Origin of the sequence: Winogradskyella poriferorum (assembly GCF_050618035.1) — a bacterium.
Lineage (GTDB): Bacteria > Bacteroidota > Bacteroidia > Flavobacteriales > Flavobacteriaceae > Winogradskyella > Winogradskyella poriferorum_A.
Map to the genome: position 1 here is coordinate 338,098 of NZ_JBODPY010000001.1, position 16,704 is coordinate 354,801.

A 16,704-nucleotide genomic window follows, 5' to 3' on the forward strand; every position below is an offset into this window, starting at 1 on the left:
TGCTTAAAAAATTAATTGATTTTTACACCCGTGTAATTCTCTAATAGCTTTTTAGCTAAAAGCAAGTTTGACTTTGCTTTTTCAAATTCTGTTGCTACACCAGCTGTGATATCAGATATTCTTATGTACTCATATATTTCCATTTGTCCATTGGTAAACTCCTTTTTTGCCATTTCCTTGTTTACTTTAGCATCGCTCAGGTTTATTGCTTGAATTTCGAGCAAGTTTTCCTTTAGAATTAAGTCTTCGTAATATCTAATTACTGTTTCTCTAATTTCATATTCTTGAAATTCCACCAAGCTTTTGGCTTGGGATATTTCTGCTTTTGCTTGTTTTATATCAGACTTTCTATTGAAAATATCGAATACAGGAATTTTTAAGTATAAGCCTACCCCATAGTTAGTCTGTATCGATGTACTCGCTAAGGTTACTGTATTAGGACCACTAATGTTATTTGAGAAATTATCGAATGTACCATATCGGGTATCTGCTTGGATTCCGAAATTTCGTGTCCAATTTCTACGCTTTGCCTTAAGATTTGCTTGCTTTACTTCGATTTCATTTTTTCTGTAACCAAGCATTCCGTTGTTTACTAAAGCTGAATCAATCAACACTTCTAGTTCTGGTATTAATAGTTTAAATGCATCTTGGGCTTCAGTATCTGTAGTTGTATCTTGAGCGTAATTAAACGTACTTACCATTACATTGACAATTAGCGTAATTACTATTTTAGAAAAATGTTTCATGGCTCTAGTTTTGTATTTGTTATACTGTTTCTAGAACACAAACTTACAATTGCACTAGAGTGAATTCTCTTATATTTCGATGGATAAACACTAAGTATAGACGAATTGAAGATGTATGTTGACTAAGCATTTTGCCTATTTCACAAATACTTAAGCACAAAAAAGCCACTATCCCAACGTATGGGCATAGCGGCTAAAAACCAACCATGATAAACTATACTGTACTCTTTTGAAATAATGCAGGAATTGTTCTTAAAAGAATCTTTAAATCGAACCAAAGCGAATATTTATTTCCTGCAAAATAATCAGCGTAACGATTATCTAGAGCAATACGCTCATCTTGGGACATATCACCTCCCTTTCCTCGTAATTCTACTTGCCATAGCCCTGTAATACCTGCAGGTGCCAAGAAGCGTTTAGACATCTGATCTTGTGTAAGCAACTCTGCTTCATATACCGGTAAGGGACGATTACCTACTAGTGACATATCGCCTTTTATAACATTGATAAGCTGTGGTAATTCATCAATACTTGTATTTCTTATGATTTTACCAATCTTAGTAATTCTTGGGTCTTCAACAATTTTAATAAAGCTAGAATTGTTGTTTTGCTCTTTTAATTTTAGTAGCGTATACCAATGATCGCAAATCTTTTTTTCCTCGTCATATTTTACTGGCGAACAATATTCACCGGCATGCAACTTGCTACATCTTGGACATTCTCCTGCATGAAGTTCGGCTTGGGCTTGAGAATTATTATATTGGTTTTTATCCTTAGCCAATTGCTTTAATAGCTTATCAGATCCTACACGCATTGACCTTAATTTATAGAAGTCAAATGTTTTTCTGCCAACACGCTTGGCGATGTAATATACCTTTCCTTTTGATTCTAACCGAATAGCTATAATGGTTAACAATAATAACGGTAAAAGCATGACTAATACCAAGGAAGCTATAACAATATCAAAGATTCGCTTTGACAACGGAAACTTATATTTTATAGGCCCTGGAAATACACCTGATGAACTTAAAACCTCACGAGATTTAGTTAATTGCTCGGCCCTAATTAAAATTTCCTCTATACTTGTAGACCCAACCACAAAATAATCATCTACACCTCTTTCAAAGGCTTCTTTATAAATTTTAGCGTTATGCTCTTCTAGCAGCAAAATAAACGGAATTGTTGATAAAGTCTTTTCATTTTTTAGTTTGTTATATAAATGCATACCATTATCACCTAGTAATTTATATTCACAGATGATAACCGTTATATCTTTATCGGTTTTTAGAACGTCTAATGCTTCTAAGCCATTATTGCAGTACACCACCAAATTTTCAATATCTTCAGTACTCCATTCTATGCTTTGGGTATCGTTCCCTATGTAAAGTGATTTCATGTTTTTCAAAAGTTTTTGGGGGCTTATTTACCAAGCATTGCTATAATGAATAGGGTATAAATTCTTCTTCACAACTTCATCTAATTCTTCTGGATTAAATGGCTTAGTCAAATAGTCTTGTGCACCTAATTTATAAGATTTTATACGCTCCTTGCTTTGCGATTTACTAGACAACATTATAATTGGTGTATGTTTAGTATAGCCTCTTAGTCTTATGTTTTGTAAGAGTGTAAAACCGTCCATCTCATCCATTTGAATATCGCTGATTATTAAATCGGGTAAATTCTTTTCTAGCCAAGCTTCTGCTTCCGCTCCTGAGTTAACTGCCTTAACGTTGTATTTATTTGATAAGAAAAACTCCAGTAGAGTTGTCATTGTTAACTCATCGTCTATAATTAATATCTTTTTTTTCATCACTTTAAAATTTTACTACTTTATAACTTGTTTAAAAAAGGCAATTGTTTTCTCTAAACCTTCGTCTAACTTTACATTTGGCTCCCAGTCTAATTCATTTTTTGCCAATGCTATATCTGGTTGTCTCATTAAAGGATCATCACTTGGCAATGGTTGATAAACTATTTTAGATTTTGAATTGGTTAGCTGAATAACCTTCTCTGCAAGTTCAATGATCTTAAACTCATCTGGGTTACCGATATTAACGGGCCCTGTAAATGCATCGTCTGTTCCCATAGTTCTCACCATACCTTCTACTAAGTCATCTATATATTGGAAGCTTCTCGTTTGCTCACCTTTACCGTATACAGTAATATCTTGGTTTTGCAACGCCTGAACTATAAAGTTTGAAACTACCCTTCCATCATTTGGATGCATTCTTGGTCCGTAAGTGTTAAAAATCCTCACGATTTTAATCTTTACATTATTCTGAGCATGGTAATCTCTGAACAAGGTCTCTGCGGCACGTTTACCTTCATCATAGCAAGAACGTTTTCCTACAGGGTTTACATTTCCCCAGTAAGATTCTGGTTGCGGATGTACCATCGGATTGCCATAAACTTCACTGGTTGACGCTTGTAAAATTTTAGCATTAACTCGTTTTGCCAATCCGAGCATATTAATGGCACCCATTACTGATGTCTTTATAGTTTTTATGGGATTGTATTGATAATGAACAGGCGAAGCAGGGCAGGCCAAATTGTAGATTTCATCTACTTCTATTAAATAAGGGTTAATAACATCGTGACGAATTAACTCAAAATATGGATGTTTGGTTAAGTGAAGGATATTCGCTTTTTGTCCAGTAAAATAATTATCTAAACAATATACTTCATGTCCTTCTGACAACAGTCTTTCGCAAAGATGTGAGCCAACAAATCCTGCTCCTCCTGTTACTAATATTCTTTGCTTGTTCATGGTTATTGGGTTTTATTTCTAAAGCAAACTTAGAGGTGAAATGACTTTTAGTGCGTCATATTTCGACAGAGAAACATTAAGTGTAGGCCAATGGACAAAATCAATTGATAGTTTGGTTTTTAATAAAGTAATCCACAAGAAAAATTACCAGACAATCTATTTATAAGGTTTTTTCAAATGAGTACATCCCTTTTACATTGATCTTGCACTTAACGAAAAACATATCAAACAAAAAAGGCATAAGAATATCTTATGCCTTTAGCCATTAATTAAGGGTCATCATGTGTTATGAATTCCACTCAAATGTAACTTGAATGTAATTTGATAAAATTAATATTAGACTTATTGCTGAAATCTGACGTTGAATAAATAGTAAGTGTCGATGAATGGTTTTTTGATTATATAATAAATAAAAAAAGGCTGTATCTTGTTTACAGCCTTCCATTGCTATTAATCAATAATCAAAAAAATACTTTGATATTATACACTTAAATATACACCAGCTACATATATAACACGAATTAATTTCGATTATTGAAACTTATCTATAGCTGGTTGGACAGCTTTTATCGATGAATGGTTTTTAAAGCAAATTTAATCGCTTCATCAATTCTGGTCGGTTAGAACGACTCACGGGAATAACATCCCTTTTTATAAGTACACTATTATCTTCTATATCCACAATCTTATTGATATTTATTATGTATGACCGGTGGACCTTCAAAAAAAGATTGTCTGGTAATTTTTCTTCTATTTTCTTTAGTGTAGAATGTACGGTGTAGTTTTTATCCTCGGTTTTAATCAAAATGTAATCGCCTTTGGCTTCAACCAAATAAATACTTGGAAAATCGATTTTGATTAATCTTCTAGCTATATTAACATACAAGTCATTCCCTGAAGTGGTCTCTAAGGATGCAGATCCACCTGCATTTGGGGATACAGAAACCGGAGTCAATTTTGCTTTTTCGATAGCCTTAGCAAAACGTTCCAGTCCTATTGGTTTTACCAAATAATCAACAATACAATCATATTCAAACGCTTGAATGGCGAAATTAGCATCAGATGTTGTTAAAACAATTTTAGGTGGATTGTTAATGGTCTCAATAAAATCGAAGCCTGTAAAATCTGGCATGTGTATATCCAAAAATATAAGATCTACTTCATTCTGGTTAAGATACTTTATAGCCTGAATCGCATTTGGAAACTCATCTAAAACAGTTAAGCTTGGTACATTACTACATAGTTGTGAGATAATAGCTCTAGCAGTAGCTTCGTCGTCAATAATAATACAATTCATAAAATAGCTTTATAAGGTCTTTAAAAAATTAGTCATGTTTTCTAAAGTAGCATCAAAATTAACTTGCCCTTCTTTACTGCCTTCCAAGAGGTTATGCTCATATTTAACGGCAGATTCATAACTGTTTACGAGTCCTAAAATACTAATTTTATGTTTAAGTTTGTGTACATTTGCAGCAGCTTCTCTAAAATTATTATCAGCAATATTTTTGAAGTAAATAGCTTTCTCTTGAGGAAGTTCCTTTTGAATAATGCCAATCAGTTTTTGCTCAAAGTCCTTATCACCACCAGACATGCTTTTTATATAGGATAAATTAGGCTGCTCCATGGTTTATTTTTTTAAGGTGAAGAAAAATGTAGTGCCTTCGTTGGGTATTGATGTTAACCAAACCTCACCCTTGTACAAATCCACAATCTTTTTAACGATTGATAAGCCAATACCGGTTGATTCTTTATTCTTATTTAAAGCGTGAAATATCTTGAAGATTTTCTCGTGATACTCTTTATCTATACCTAAACCGTTATCCTTAATAGAAAATTGGTAGTACGATTTCTGCTCCTCAACATCAATCTCAATTAATCCAATGTCTTTATCAATAAATTTTATGGCGTTACTAATAAGATTTTGAAATAATTGTTGCAGTTTAGTTTTGTCACCTAAAACAGTTGGAAGTTTATTGTTAATAGTTATACTGATATGATCAGGAACATAGAGAATTTGCTTCAGATCTTTAATAAGCTTGTTAAGGTCAACATTGGTTTGATTTTTAGTGTCCGAACTGATACTTGAATACAGAAGAACATCAGAAATCAGTTGTTCCATTTTTTCTAAGGTCATCTCGATGAGTTCAAAATTCTGGTTGGTTGCTTCATCAAAATCGCCTTTGTTATCCTCCTTAATCCACTGCACTAAGGCATCAATACTTCTTAAAGGAGATTTTAAATCATGAGAAACAATATGTGCGTATTCCTGCAACTCATTGTTACTTTTCTCTAAAGCTTCGAGAAGTAAGATATTTTTAGTCTCAGCTTTTTTGCGCTCTCTCAAATTTAACGCACTTTTTAATTGCATGGCAACTAGGCTTGCAATATTCTCAAGCACTCTTAAATGTTCCTTTGTGAAATAATTTTTAGAATGGTGTTCAGAATCTATGATCCCAATAACTTTACCATCGCTTAAAATAGGGACTGATATTTCGGAAAATCGGCGGTCATCATCAACAATATATCGGTGGTCTTTGCTCGTATCGCCAATAAGTTCTGGCTTGCCAGTTTTAGCAACACTTCCCACAATACCTTCTCCAATTGGTAAAACAATTTTATTTTCAATTTGTTTATGGCTGTTAAGCTTTGAACCATATGCTGCGATTTGTTCAAGATTTTTTTCTTTATGATTTACCAGATAAATAACACAATCTTTTGAGTCTAAGTACTGGGCAATATTATAGGTAATCTCCCAAGCAATCTCATAGATATCCATTTTACCTAAAAGAGCTTTTGCAACATCATTAATCAATTCTATAATCAATGACTGTTCTCGTTCCATGGTTACATCTTCAATTAAGGCAACTTGGTACTTAACATTGCCTTCTTGATCTCTAACCGCACTCACATTAGTTTTTGCCCAAAGGACGGAGCCATTTTTTTTTGCGATAGCGTTTTTCGACTATAAAATTATCTAACTCTCCCGAATCCAATTTTTCGAGATAAGCTTTAGACTCGGGAAAATCTTCCCCAAAGCTTATATCTGCAATGGTGAGTTCTGAAAGCTCCTTCTCCGAATAACCAAGTGTACTTTGAATTGACGTGTTTGTCCTTAGAATTTTTCCTTCTTGCGCTAGTACAATTCCAATTGACGAATTTTGGACTATAGTATCTAGTTGGCTTTTTTGTTCTTCTACAACCTGACTAATTCTTTTCTTCTCTGTAATGTCTGTAACAATACCTTGAGCGGCGATAACCACATCATTTTTGTCAAAGACCAAACTAGCATTTATATGTACCCATTTTACCTCCTTGGATTTTGTATAAACTCTTGCTTCGTAGTTTTTAAAAAAGCCTTTGGTAAGTAACTCCAAAAAAGAGGCCATGGCATATTCATAGTCGTCTTTGTATATAAGTTTCATTACATTAACAGGTTCTTTATCGATATCATAACCAAATAACTCTGTTGCGGCTTCATTAAACTTTAAGACATTTCCATTAATATCCATAATAACATAGGCATCGACAATATTTTCGAAAATGCCTTGTAATTCAGAAGTGGTTTTATTGTATAAAGAGGTTAATTCCGCATAGGAAGCTTCAAGTTTCTGATTTAACTCATAAAGTTCGGCTGACTTAGCTTCTAGAATTTCCTCAGCTGCTTTCCTCGACGATTTTTCACGAGCCAGTGCTCGTTTTAGTATATTTAATTCCTTTTGACTCATTCATTACCTCTTAGTGATGAAAAATCGCACTTCAGTGCCTTCACCATTGAGCTTTTCAAAGTCTATATCTACAGGTACTTTAAAAAGTTTAAAGGTTTCTAGCATTAAACCCTTACCAAGCATATACAAGGCTTTATCTGATTTATAGGTCATTACCATTTTGTCGTCGGTACGTTCTTCTAAGTCGAAGGTGGGTAGTTGTGCATCAGGATAAATCTTTTGAACCTCAACATGGATATGGTTCTCTATTGAGGCTAGTAAATCCATAGGATTTTTATAGTGACTGACTAAATCTGGATAAGATTTTAATAACACCGCGAACAAATGCTCTGAATACACCATAAGCAAATCGTCAACAGAAATATCTGTGTTATTGCTTAGATGAGAAAGGAGCTGTAACATCTCAGAAAACTCATAAGTTCCTACAGATGTATAGACACCACCAGAATTCAGTTCTGATTGACTTATGATCTTATCCACCATAGCCAATCCAAACTTTTCTTCTACCAACTCTAAAAATTCTGTAAATATTACACCTTTCATTGTTTCCCTTCTATTAATTCATTAATACACCAATATGACAATAATTTCTCAATTTTCGAAACATAATCCTCATATTTTAAAGGTTTTAGTACATAACCTGCAATACCCATTTTATAACATTCTAATAAATCGTGTTGATTGCTAGACGTGGTAAGTACAATAGTTGGGATATGTCGTAATTGATCATGTGATTTCAGAATCTTTAAAAACTCAATCCCGCTAATTTTAGGCATATTGAGGTCTAACAAAATTATATTCGGTAAGTAAGTTTTATCCTCAAGTAATTTTAAAGCCTCCTCGCCGTTGCTAGCTTTGACTATATTATGATTTAATTGAAGTGAACTGGTCGCTCTACTCAACTTCATCACCTCAATCAAATCATCTTCAATTAATAAAATATTTAAATTCTTCATAATACTTTCTTGAACTCTTCCATACTATATTAGCTATTGCAAGTTAGCAATTGCACTTTAGAAATGTATATTGGTTTCGTTCGGCTGAATTTAAATGTAGATGAATCGTGTATAAATATCGACAATTGGTTTTTTGCTATTTTAAACTTTCCTTCACTTTTTTAGGCAATCCCTTTACCACCACATCGTAAGAATGGTCTATGAGCTCAGTTATAAGCTTGTGAGTAAGTTCACCTTCATGGAAATAAACACTGTTCCATTGTTGTTTATGCATATGATAACCAGGCTTAATACTATCATAGTCTGCTCTTAGTTCTTGTGCATATTCTGGATCGCACTTAAGATTTATAAAGCCTTCTCCTTTTTCCCATTTTGAGAGTGAAGCCAAGGCGAACATTTTATTACAAACCTTAAATACCAAAACATCGTCATCAAAAGGAAAATGTTCTGTCACCTCCTTTTTGGCCATACAATAATTTCTGAAATCTTCTATATTCATTCTAGAAGCTTATGGTCTTTTTCTTCAGTTTTAAGTGCCGTATAGTCCAGTTTCCAGCCAATAGTTTCTACTAAGTTCTCAATAAGATTTATGGCCTCTAATGCCTCTTGCTTTGCCACATTATATAGACCACTTTCTGGTATTTTATCTTTAATATGTTCCTTTGCTTTAGCATGAAGTTCTGTTAGATCCGAAGCGTCAAACTTATTAAACATCCCATCTTTCTTATCGTAATAATTAATATTACTCTCTATAGATAAGATTTCTGGTTGCGGAAAATGAGATAGCACCACAGTTTTGGTTTTTGGATTTGAACTCATTTGTACTTTCCCTAAATCAAATCCTACATGTGCTTTTGCATTAATAACAACAAGGGCTTTCTTTTTACTAGATATTAATTTTAAAAATTTCTCCTTAACATCTTCATAGTGATAGATTTCGGCAAAATCGCCCTCTACTGTAATAAATTTGCACACACGCTTCACCTTGTCCAATAATATTAAGGACTGTGCATTAGTGGCCTTCTTGGTTTGCCATTGTCTATAAACGGTGACAATACCTAAGGTGACTAATATGCTTATAATAATTATAAAAAATGTTTCCATAATGTATATTTAGGACACCTTGATGACCCAGACCGTCACAATTAAGAATCTAGAATTTTAAATAAAATAGGTTTACTCGGCGAAGCATCATTGACAAATGGAGCAATTTGAAGGTTTAAAAAATAGGTGCCATCTTCAATTTTATTGGATACATAGATAAACTCTGTAATGGTAGCATCTGATCGTATTTTGCCTCTGGTGTTCCAAAACGCATGGTGTCCTCTAAGTTCTCCACCATCTTCTTCTCGATCTACACTCGGTAAATCAATCAGTAAGTGTTTCACCCCTTTCTTCACTAGAAGCTTAATGGCATCCTCTTCAAAATAAGTCCAATTGGTATTGGAATATTGTCTTGATTTTTTATCGCTAGTATTGGGTAAGGTTCTAATCACAATAGCATCTCGCTTTTTATTCCCAATTGCAAATTGTAACTGTTTTGCAGAAATCACGTAATCCTCCCCTTTTTTCTCTGGTGCTACACTGATCACCTCAGCGAGAAAGAAAAATTGATCTAAATACTTATTTATAGAATATTTATCCTCTATGATATGCCAAACCGTTTCGGTATGTGTACCATGCGAGTGTGGATTAAAAGTTATGGTATTAAAGTTTACCGATGCACCTTCTGCTACACTTATAACATCGCCATCAAAAACTTCTGGTGCAATTTTAGGTGGTCCAATATACCATGCATTGACGTTTTTATCACTGGCTTTTATAGGTATTGAAATATCGAGTGGCTTTGATAAATCAGTCCTTAATTTTCTAGAATTGTATTGTATTGTTGCAATCACCCTAAATTCAACTTAAATAGTTCTGAAGCAATTCCATCACTTAAAAATTGCCCCTTCTTTGTTACTCTTAAATGTTCATTATCAATATACAACAAATGTTGATTTATAAAAACATTGGCCTGCTCAATTAAGTAATCTTTATAGACGGTACCAAAATCGGTTTCAATCTTTTTAAAAGAGACACCCCAAATTGTGCGCAAACCTGTCATAATGTACTCGTTATAGCGATCTGTTTTGGTCAGCGTTTCTAATTCTATAGGCAACTCATTTTGTTGTAATGCCTTTATGTATTTTGTATTATTGCGTATATTCCAGCCACGTTGAGTGCCATTAAAAGAATGCGCAGATGGCCCAATTCCAAGATATGGTTTACCCTGCCAATAAGCAGAATTATTTTTACTGAAGAAACCTTCCTTTCCAAAATTTGATAGCTCATAATGTATGAACCCATGGTCCTCCAACTTTTCCTTAAGCAAATGAAATTGTTCGTGTGCTTGGTCGTCATCTACATTATCAATTATTCCTTTTTCAATAAAAGAGGCTAGGGCCGTTTTAGGTTCAACCGTTAAGGCGTAACTCGATATATGTGGCACTTCAAAACTTAAGGCAATCTCAATATTTTTGATCCATTGTTCATTAGTAGTGCCAGGTATTCCATAAATTAAATCAACCGATATATTCTTAAAATATTTAGTGGCTATTGCCAAGGTTTCTTTAGCTTCTTTAGCATTATGAGCGCGATTCATCAATTTTAAATCCGTATCAAAGAAAGATTGTATCCCAATACTGAGACGATTAATGGGACTATTAGATAGTACCTTTATGCTGTCGTGAGATAAATCATCGGGATTAGCCTCTAGTGTAATTTCTGGGTTTTCAACGACTTCGTAATTAGCATAAATGGCATTGATAATATTGGTTAACTCATTATGGGTTAAAAGGGATGGCGTACCGCCACCAAAGTATATGGTTTCAACGCATGTGCCTTTAAACTCATCTTTACGAAGCTCTAACTCCTTAACTAGAGCTAATAACAAGTCTTCTTTTTTCTTTAATGAAGTTGAAAAATGAAAATCACAGTAATAACAAGCTTGCTTACAAAATGGAATATGGATATAAATACCAGCCATATCATTTCTTCACTCTATCACCATTCAGCTTTACAAAAGCGGACCAGCCTGTATAGCTTTTCCCTACATCGACTCTACCTTGATTGTAAAAATGACAAACGGCAGCAGCCAATCCATCAGTAGAATCCAAGTTTTTTGGTAAGGTCTTTAACTGCAAAACACTTTGAAGCATTTTTGCAACTTGCTCCTTACTGGCATTTCCATTACCAGTAATTGCCATCTTTATTTTTTTGGGTGAATATTCCGTAATTGGAACCTCACGTGATAAGCCTGCAGCCATTGCAACACCCTGAGCCCTTCCTAACTTTAGCATACTTTGAACATTTTTACCAAAGAAGGGTGCTTCAATAGCGATTTCATCTGGGTGATACGTATCAATTAACTCTACAGTACGTTCAAAAATGAGCTTAAGCTTTAGGTAGTGATCGTCATACTTTTTAAGGTGGAGCTCATTAAGTTGCATAAACTGCATTGATTTTCCGACTACTTTTATTAATCCAAAACCCATTATCGTGGTTCCTGGATCAATCCCCAAAATAATTTTTTCCTTTCCCATTTTTTCAATCACAATACTGACAACCACTTAAAGCAATCGACAACCCAAAAGTTACATTAAATAAATCGCCATTAAACGCGCCTAAACCATTAATTGCTGGGTTATAATCATCTAATGATGTCACACCTGGGATATAAGCAATATCAGTATATATTGCAACCTTTTGATTTATAGCATAATGAATCTCTAATCCACCTAATACATTTAAATAGGTCTGTTTATTATCACCCAAAGTTCCCAAAGGTTTTACAAATGTAATTCCTGGCCCAGCATGTAAGACTGTACTTAAACGCTGAGGCAAAAATCCCAATACATGCGTTGGATCATAAACAAACTGTGCATTAACTCGAGAATAATTTGCCTTAAATTCTGGTGCATTGTCTTCATTTTTAAATCTGTTGAAACCATAATCTAGTTTCACACCATAATCTCTTTTAAACATATGCTGAATACCAAGATTTACAGTTGGAAAGTTAAGAGATTGAGCAGCGCTACCTTCTACAAATCCACCTGAGCTTGGGCTATTAAATCCCACTGCCACCAGTGCTTTCCATTTACTCGACTCTCTTAATTGTGCATGACCAAGTTGGCCCACAAAAACCAATAGAAAAAGGAGGATATAATATTTATTGTGGAGTGGAATCTTCAATTTTAAGTTATTTTGCGATATGTTTTATGACCTGCCTTACAAAACTAAGCAATTCTTCTTTGTACTTATCAAATTAAGTATTGTAGTTGGTGCGGGATTTTTTATTTATACCAAACTCGTAAAAAACGAAAATTTACTCTTTAGTAATTATATCTCATTTTTAATAGAAAATGACCCATTTTCGCCCAAAAACATCATTTTTTTGATCATTTTGACCATTTTTAACTGGTTTTTTGAAATAATCAAATGGCAAAATCTGGTTAAGTCCATTAAGAAAATTTCCCTGAAAGAGGCTTTTGAACAAAGTCTAGGTGGCCATACAGCATCGTTAATCACACCAAACAGAATAGGAGATTATGGTGCTAAAGCTATGTATTACTCAGGTGGTCTTAAAGGAAAGATTATACTACTCAATCTTTGGGGCAATATTTCTCAAATGACCGTGACAACAGTCCTTGGTATTATAGGGTTTTATCTTTTTCTACAGAGTTATGATGTTGAAATTAACTACTATCGTTTAACACGTTTTGTCTTTATATTTCTTGTAATCGGAACATTATCGATTTTTGGTATTACGCATAAAAAATTTAGAATAAAGGGATATGGATTAAGAGATATCACTTCATTTTTAAAGAGAATACCTAACACTATTCATACTACTACCTTTAGTCTTTCCATTATTAGATATGCTATATTCTCATATCAATTTTATTTCTTGTTAATGATTTTCGGAGTAGAATTAGGGTATTTTGACGCTATGATTGTTATTTGTAGCATGTACTTATTAGCCTCTATTATCCCAACGATTTCATTCTTTGATGTTGTCGTTAAAGGTAGTGTTGCTGTTTTCTTATTCAGCTTTTTAGGTGTTAATGAACTTACCATATTATCCATAACTACAACAATGTGGTTACTCAATTTTGTTATCCCAAGTGTATTTGGCAGTTATTTTGTGCTCAATTTTAAACTCCCAAATTCAGAAATATGAGTCTCGAGGGTATTTTAATAATCACTACTCTAATTTACCTTGTGTTAATGAGCTATCTGGTTTATGGTTTTGACCAAGTCGAGGATTTTAAATTAACAGACTTAAAGGCTTCTACTAAGTTTTCCATTATCATTCCTTTTAGAAATGAAGCCAATAACTTATTAGTGTTATTAAAGTCCATAACTGAATTAAAGTATCCAACCTCGCTTTTTGAAGTTTTGCTAATCAATGATGATTCTAATGATAATTCTGTAGAGGTCATTCAAAACTATCTTGAAAATCTTGACCCTAATCTAGGACTTAACATAAAAGTCTTATCTAATGTTCGATTTTCAAATTCCCCAAAGAAAGATGCTATTACATTTGGTGTAAATAAAGCTTCAAATGGTTGGATTATAACAACCGACGCAGACTGTATGCTTCCACCTTACTGGTTAGATGCATTTGATGAAAAAATTCAGAGTTCTGACTCGATTTCAATTGTTGGACCTGTGACACTAATTAATGAACCATCCTTTCTAAATAAATTTCAATTATTGGAAGTTCTGGGATTACAAGGTTCTACAATTGGTAGTTTTGGAATGAAAAAACCTTTAATGTGCAATGGTGCCAATTTCTCATATCAAAAGTCGGTGTTTTTAGACTGTGAAGGTTATAAGGGCAATAATGATATCGCAAGTGGTGACGATCTATTTTTACTAGAAAAATTTTTAAACTACAGTAATGACCAAGTCCATTATTTAAAATGCAATAAAGCTATTGTTTCCACTCGAGGTGAAGTAAACTTAAAAAGTGTAATATCGCAACGCATACGATGGGCATCGAAAACAAGTAATTATGGCGAATGGTTCACAAAACTTGTTGGGCTAATCGTTTTTCTAGCCAACCTAAGTATGATCGCAATTTTACCGTTGATATTATTAAATATGATGAGTTTGAGAATTGGATTTGCTTTAATTATAATAAAGTTAGGAATCGATTTTCTAATGGAATTTAAAGCTTCGAGATTCTTTAACCAAGAAAATGCGCTTTTATATTTTCTATTTTCTGGTATTCTATATCCGGTTTTTAGTGTCCTTATTGTCTTCTTAAGTATCATTTTGCCCTATCGTTGGAAAGGCAGAACCTTTAAAAAGTAATTTCTAGTTTTTTTTGGTAGCTTTACTAAAACCAAATCAACTTAAAGATGAAAAATATTCTAACTGCACTTCTTTTTTGTATGGCATTTCAATTGAATTATGCTCAAGAAACCTACACTCTCCAAGATGAAAATTTAGAATTAAAAACCGAATTAGAAGGAAAATTAGATTTATTGTGGAATACGTTTGATGGTGTATACCGATATTTTGTGCGTACTGATAACGGTGATATTATTGAATTAAAAAACACCAAAGGATCAAACAACAAATACCAAGAGGAATATAAAACTGTACTTAGTAAGCTTACTAATGGTTCTAATACCAAAAAACTTAAACTTACGGTTTATGATCTCAAGAAATTTTTGGACGCCTACAACCAAACAGCAGACAGTTCTTACGTATCTGTAGAGCGTGAACGTAAAATAGATTTTAGACTTGGTTTTTCTGGTGGTATAACCAACAATCCCTTTGTCAGTAACCCAGATAATACCATATCACCACTCATTGGTGCAGAACTTGAAATCTTTGAATCACAAACATTACCTCGACATTCAGGGTTTCTACAGGCTAGACATGCTTTTGAAAGTGATGCGTTTAAATATAGTGCCACAGAATTCTCACTTGGTTACCGTTACCGTTTCGTCAATTCCTCAAAGTTTGCGCTTTATGGACAAGTAAAGTTTGCCACATTAAACTTTACCAATAGTACAGTTATTGGATCCACCAATAACACCTTAGAGATAAGTGAAACTGCATTTGATCTCCCTTTAATCTTTGGAATTGGCTCCGATATTAAGGTTAGTGAAAATGGTTTTATTACCATCATTTACGGTGAATTATTCTCAGTTTTTTTAGATAATCAAGATAATTTTTCAACTGATATTTCAATTGGCTATAAATTTAATCTCTAATGAGCCTACGTAATTTTAAGACCTCCAATCCTGTATTTAATGGTTATTTCTGGGAAGATGATCAGTCCTCCTCTAAAACCATGTCTGTCTTTGGGATTTTTATTAAGTCCATGATAGGTATTGTAGTTATCGCTGCAATAACTGTTTACTTATGGAAGCTCAATGAAGATGGTATGCCAATGCGCTGGTTTACATTAGGTGGCATGTTAGGCTCTATTGTAATTAGTATTATCATTTCAGTAAGAAAACACTGGGCGCACATTTTGGTGCCACTTTATGTTATTGCCAAGGGGTTTTTCTTAGGCGGTTTTTCATCTTATGCTCATAGAAATTTTCCGGAATTACCTTATCAGGCAATTGGTGTCACCATAATCACATTTTTTGTAATGCTTATACTTTATCAACTACGGATCATAGTGGTTACAAAAAAACTTAGAAGTGTTATCATCACTGCAACAGTGAGTATTATGGTCGTTTATATCATCTCATTTATTCTGAATTTATTTGGTATAAAAACATATATCTGGGGAACATCTTGGTTTGCAATTGCGTTTAATGTTATTGCCGCAATCGTAGCATCTTTTGCACTTCTTTTGGATTTTGATTATATAGAACGCTATAAAGGAAAGGCTCCCAAATATAAAGAGTGGTTAGCGACTTGGGGACTGCTAGCAACCCTCATTTGGCTGTACGTAGAAGTCCTTAGGTTGATGCAAAAATTAGCGATTCGATTTTAGTCTATTTTTACCACGACCGGAAACTCAAATGCTGTCGTCACCTGTTGACCACGTTTAATGGCCGGATAAATTTTTGGAACTGCATTTAAACTATTTAAAATCAATTGCTCTATCTCTGGAATTGCGAGCTTTGTTGCTGGCTTATAATCAATAGATTCTACCTTTAAACTACCAGTCTTATCAATTATTAACTTGAGTTTTATAGTATCGCTAACATCATCTGTTACTACGAGTTGCTGTTCGCTTAAATACGTATTTACGGTATTTACTAGCGTGTTTTGAAAGCACAATTTACTGTCTTCCTTTGTACTTAATGAATCACAATTAGCAAATGTAGGATAAGTATCTACTTCATTCCAATTGAAGGTATGTAGTTCTTCCTCCAATAAATCCTCTGAATACACTTTCTTTTTTTCAAAATGATCACAGGACGTCATAAATAAAAAGACAAAAAGAAATGCTAGAAATCTCATCAGTATAGTTAAGATACTGAAAAGTACAA

General features: G+C 33.6%; 21 protein-coding genes. 4 read left to right on the top strand and 17 right to left on the bottom strand.

The window, feature by feature from the left end; genetic code table 11:
* Positions 1–11: 11 nt before the first annotated feature.
* The 16 genes from ACRHOC_RS01395 to ACRHOC_RS01470 all read right to left on the bottom strand — a co-directional run bounded on the left by ACRHOC_RS01395 (position 12) and on the right by ACRHOC_RS01470 (position 12,427).
* Entirely contained in the window at positions 12–746 is a 735-nt protein-coding gene (locus ACRHOC_RS01395) for a TolC family protein (protein WP_431156712.1), read from the bottom strand.
* Between the two features lie 214 nt (positions 747–960).
* Positions 961–2,142: a sugar transferase gene (locus tag ACRHOC_RS01400; RefSeq protein ID WP_431156713.1), complete on the bottom strand. Its 1,182-nt coding sequence runs from the start codon at positions 2,140–2,142 to the stop codon at positions 961–963.
* Between the two features lie 27 nt (positions 2,143–2,169).
* Positions 2,170–2,556 (bottom strand): response regulator, encoded by a 387-nt coding sequence (locus ACRHOC_RS01405; RefSeq protein ID WP_431156714.1) that lies wholly within the window; start codon positions 2,554–2,556, stop codon positions 2,170–2,172.
* Positions 2,557–2,571: 15 nt separating this feature from the next.
* Positions 2,572–3,513: a UDP-glucuronic acid decarboxylase family protein gene (locus ACRHOC_RS01410; protein ID WP_431156715.1), complete on the bottom strand. Its 942-nt coding sequence runs from the start codon at positions 3,511–3,513 to the stop codon at positions 2,572–2,574.
* 583 nt (positions 3,514–4,096) lie between these two features.
* On the bottom strand, positions 4,097–4,810 hold the full coding sequence (locus tag ACRHOC_RS01415; RefSeq protein ID WP_431156716.1) for a LytR/AlgR family response regulator transcription factor: 714 nt from the start codon (positions 4,808–4,810) through the stop codon (positions 4,097–4,099).
* A gap of 9 nt (positions 4,811–4,819) precedes the next feature.
* On the bottom strand, positions 4,820–5,137 hold the full coding sequence (locus tag ACRHOC_RS01420; RefSeq protein WP_431156717.1) for an Hpt domain-containing protein: 318 nt from the start codon (positions 5,135–5,137) through the stop codon (positions 4,820–4,822).
* A gap of 3 nt (positions 5,138–5,140) precedes the next feature.
* Positions 5,141–6,421, bottom strand: a complete 1,281-nt coding sequence (locus tag ACRHOC_RS01425; protein WP_431156718.1) for a GAF domain-containing sensor histidine kinase — start codon at positions 6,419–6,421, stop codon at positions 5,141–5,143.
* 1 nt (position 6,422) lies between these two features.
* Positions 6,423–7,238 (bottom strand): PAS domain-containing protein, encoded by an 816-nt coding sequence (locus ACRHOC_RS01430; RefSeq protein ID WP_431156719.1) that lies wholly within the window; start codon positions 7,236–7,238, stop codon positions 6,423–6,425.
* Between the two features lie 3 nt (positions 7,239–7,241).
* Positions 7,242–7,781 (bottom strand): heme NO-binding domain-containing protein, encoded by a 540-nt coding sequence (locus ACRHOC_RS01435; RefSeq protein WP_431156720.1) that lies wholly within the window; start codon positions 7,779–7,781, stop codon positions 7,242–7,244.
* Positions 7,778–8,194, bottom strand: coding sequence for a response regulator (locus tag ACRHOC_RS01440; RefSeq protein WP_431156721.1), 417 nt, complete (start codon positions 8,192–8,194; stop codon positions 7,778–7,780). The genes ACRHOC_RS01435 and ACRHOC_RS01440 overlap by 4 nt, the downstream gene beginning before the upstream one ends.
* A gap of 136 nt (positions 8,195–8,330) precedes the next feature.
* Positions 8,331–8,693 (bottom strand): MmcQ/YjbR family DNA-binding protein, encoded by a 363-nt coding sequence (locus tag ACRHOC_RS01445; RefSeq protein WP_431156722.1) that lies wholly within the window; start codon positions 8,691–8,693, stop codon positions 8,331–8,333.
* Positions 8,690–9,298 (bottom strand): DUF4230 domain-containing protein, encoded by a 609-nt coding sequence (locus tag ACRHOC_RS01450; RefSeq protein WP_431156723.1) that lies wholly within the window; start codon positions 9,296–9,298, stop codon positions 8,690–8,692. Before ACRHOC_RS01450 ends, ACRHOC_RS01445 begins: the two co-directional genes overlap by 4 nt.
* A gap of 41 nt (positions 9,299–9,339) precedes the next feature.
* Positions 9,340–10,092: a cyclase family protein gene (locus ACRHOC_RS01455; RefSeq protein ID WP_431156724.1), complete on the bottom strand. Its 753-nt coding sequence runs from the start codon at positions 10,090–10,092 to the stop codon at positions 9,340–9,342.
* On the bottom strand, positions 10,089–11,222 hold the full coding sequence (gene hemW, locus ACRHOC_RS01460) for a radical SAM family heme chaperone HemW (protein ID WP_431156725.1): 1,134 nt from the start codon (positions 11,220–11,222) through the stop codon (positions 10,089–10,091). Before hemW ends, ACRHOC_RS01455 begins: the two co-directional genes overlap by 4 nt.
* Position 11,223: 1 nt before the next feature.
* A complete protein-coding gene (gene ruvC / locus ACRHOC_RS01465; protein ID WP_431156726.1) occupies positions 11,224–11,778 on the bottom strand; it encodes a crossover junction endodeoxyribonuclease RuvC in 555 nt (184 codons plus the stop codon).
* Positions 11,779–11,782: 4 nt separating this feature from the next.
* A complete protein-coding gene (locus ACRHOC_RS01470; protein ID WP_431156727.1) occupies positions 11,783–12,427 on the bottom strand; it encodes a cell envelope biogenesis protein OmpA in 645 nt (214 codons plus the stop codon).
* A 19-nt stretch (positions 12,428–12,446) separates the two neighbouring features.
* Here ACRHOC_RS01470 and ACRHOC_RS01475 point away from each other — a divergent pair, with 19 nt between their 5' ends.
* The 4 genes from ACRHOC_RS01475 to ACRHOC_RS01490 are packed head-to-tail and all read left to right on the top strand — an operon-like array spanning position 12,447 to position 16,202.
* Positions 12,447–13,415: a lysylphosphatidylglycerol synthase domain-containing protein gene (locus ACRHOC_RS01475; RefSeq protein ID WP_431156728.1), complete on the top strand. Its 969-nt coding sequence runs from the start codon at positions 12,447–12,449 to the stop codon at positions 13,413–13,415.
* Between the two features lie 47 nt (positions 13,416–13,462).
* Complete coding sequence (locus ACRHOC_RS01480) at positions 13,463–14,554, top strand: glycosyltransferase (RefSeq protein WP_431156729.1); 1,092 nt, start codon at positions 13,463–13,465, stop codon at positions 14,552–14,554.
* A 47-nt stretch (positions 14,555–14,601) separates the two neighbouring features.
* Positions 14,602–15,465, top strand: a complete 864-nt coding sequence (locus tag ACRHOC_RS01485) for a hypothetical protein (RefSeq protein ID WP_431156730.1) — start codon at positions 14,602–14,604, stop codon at positions 15,463–15,465.
* On the top strand, positions 15,465–16,202 hold the full coding sequence (locus ACRHOC_RS01490; RefSeq protein WP_431156731.1) for a Bax inhibitor-1/YccA family protein: 738 nt from the start codon (positions 15,465–15,467) through the stop codon (positions 16,200–16,202). The genes ACRHOC_RS01485 and ACRHOC_RS01490 overlap by 1 nt, the downstream gene beginning before the upstream one ends.
* On the opposite strand, the gene ACRHOC_RS01495 is transcribed toward ACRHOC_RS01490, so the two are convergent.
* The gene (locus ACRHOC_RS01495) at positions 16,199–16,675 is read right to left on the bottom strand and encodes a hypothetical protein (protein WP_431156732.1); all 477 of its coding nucleotides are present in this window, start codon (positions 16,673–16,675) and stop codon (positions 16,199–16,201) included. The two genes, ACRHOC_RS01490 and ACRHOC_RS01495, sit on opposite strands and share 4 nt — an antisense overlap.
* Positions 16,676–16,704 lie beyond the last annotated feature (29 nt).

What these genes read in the sequence shown, in the direction of transcription:
- ACRHOC_RS01450 (WP_431156723.1), bottom strand. Translation starts at nt 9,298, where the DNA reads ATGGAAACATTTTTTATAATTATTATAAGCATATTAGTCACCTTAGGT.
- ACRHOC_RS01445 (WP_431156722.1), bottom strand. Translation starts at nt 8,693, where the DNA reads ATGAATATAGAAGATTTCAGAAATTATTGTATGGCCAAAAAGGAGGTG.
- ACRHOC_RS01420 (WP_431156717.1), bottom strand. Translation starts at nt 5,137, where the DNA reads ATGGAGCAGCCTAATTTATCCTATATAAAAAGCATGTCTGGTGGTGAT.
- ACRHOC_RS01410 (WP_431156715.1), bottom strand. Translation starts at nt 3,513, where the DNA reads ATGAACAAGCAAAGAATATTAGTAACAGGAGGAGCAGGATTTGTTGGC.
- ACRHOC_RS01395 (WP_431156712.1), bottom strand. Translation starts at nt 746, where the DNA reads ATGAAACATTTTTCTAAAATAGTAATTACGCTAATTGTCAATGTAATG.
- ACRHOC_RS01405 (WP_431156714.1), bottom strand. Translation starts at nt 2,556, where the DNA reads ATGAAAAAAAAGATATTAATTATAGACGATGAGTTAACAATGACAACT.
- ACRHOC_RS01415 (WP_431156716.1), bottom strand. Translation starts at nt 4,810, where the DNA reads ATGAATTGTATTATTATTGACGACGAAGCTACTGCTAGAGCTATTATC.
- ACRHOC_RS01495 (WP_431156732.1), bottom strand. Translation starts at nt 16,675, where the DNA reads ATGAGATTTCTAGCATTTCTTTTTGTCTTTTTATTTATGACGTCCTGT.
- ACRHOC_RS01480 (WP_431156729.1), top strand. Translation starts at nt 13,463, where the DNA reads ATGAGCTATCTGGTTTATGGTTTTGACCAAGTCGAGGATTTTAAATTA.
- ACRHOC_RS01400 (WP_431156713.1), bottom strand. Translation starts at nt 2,142, where the DNA reads ATGAAATCACTTTACATAGGGAACGATACCCAAAGCATAGAATGGAGT.
- ruvC (WP_431156726.1), bottom strand. Translation starts at nt 11,778, where the DNA reads ATGGGAAAGGAAAAAATTATTTTGGGGATTGATCCAGGAACCACGATA.
- ACRHOC_RS01485 (WP_431156730.1), top strand. Translation starts at nt 14,602, where the DNA reads ATGAAAAATATTCTAACTGCACTTCTTTTTTGTATGGCATTTCAATTG.
- ACRHOC_RS01435 (WP_431156720.1), bottom strand. Translation starts at nt 7,781, where the DNA reads ATGAAAGGTGTAATATTTACAGAATTTTTAGAGTTGGTAGAAGAAAAG.
- ACRHOC_RS01490 (WP_431156731.1), top strand. Translation starts at nt 15,465, where the DNA reads ATGAGCCTACGTAATTTTAAGACCTCCAATCCTGTATTTAATGGTTAT.
- hemW (WP_431156725.1), bottom strand. Translation starts at nt 11,222, where the DNA reads ATGGCTGGTATTTATATCCATATTCCATTTTGTAAGCAAGCTTGTTAT.
- ACRHOC_RS01475 (WP_431156728.1), top strand. Translation starts at nt 12,447, where the DNA reads ATGTTTTATGACCTGCCTTACAAAACTAAGCAATTCTTCTTTGTACTT.
- ACRHOC_RS01430 (WP_431156719.1), bottom strand. Translation starts at nt 7,238, where the DNA reads ATGAGTCAAAAGGAATTAAATATACTAAAACGAGCACTGGCTCGTGAA.
- ACRHOC_RS01440 (WP_431156721.1), bottom strand. Translation starts at nt 8,194, where the DNA reads ATGAAGAATTTAAATATTTTATTAATTGAAGATGATTTGATTGAGGTG.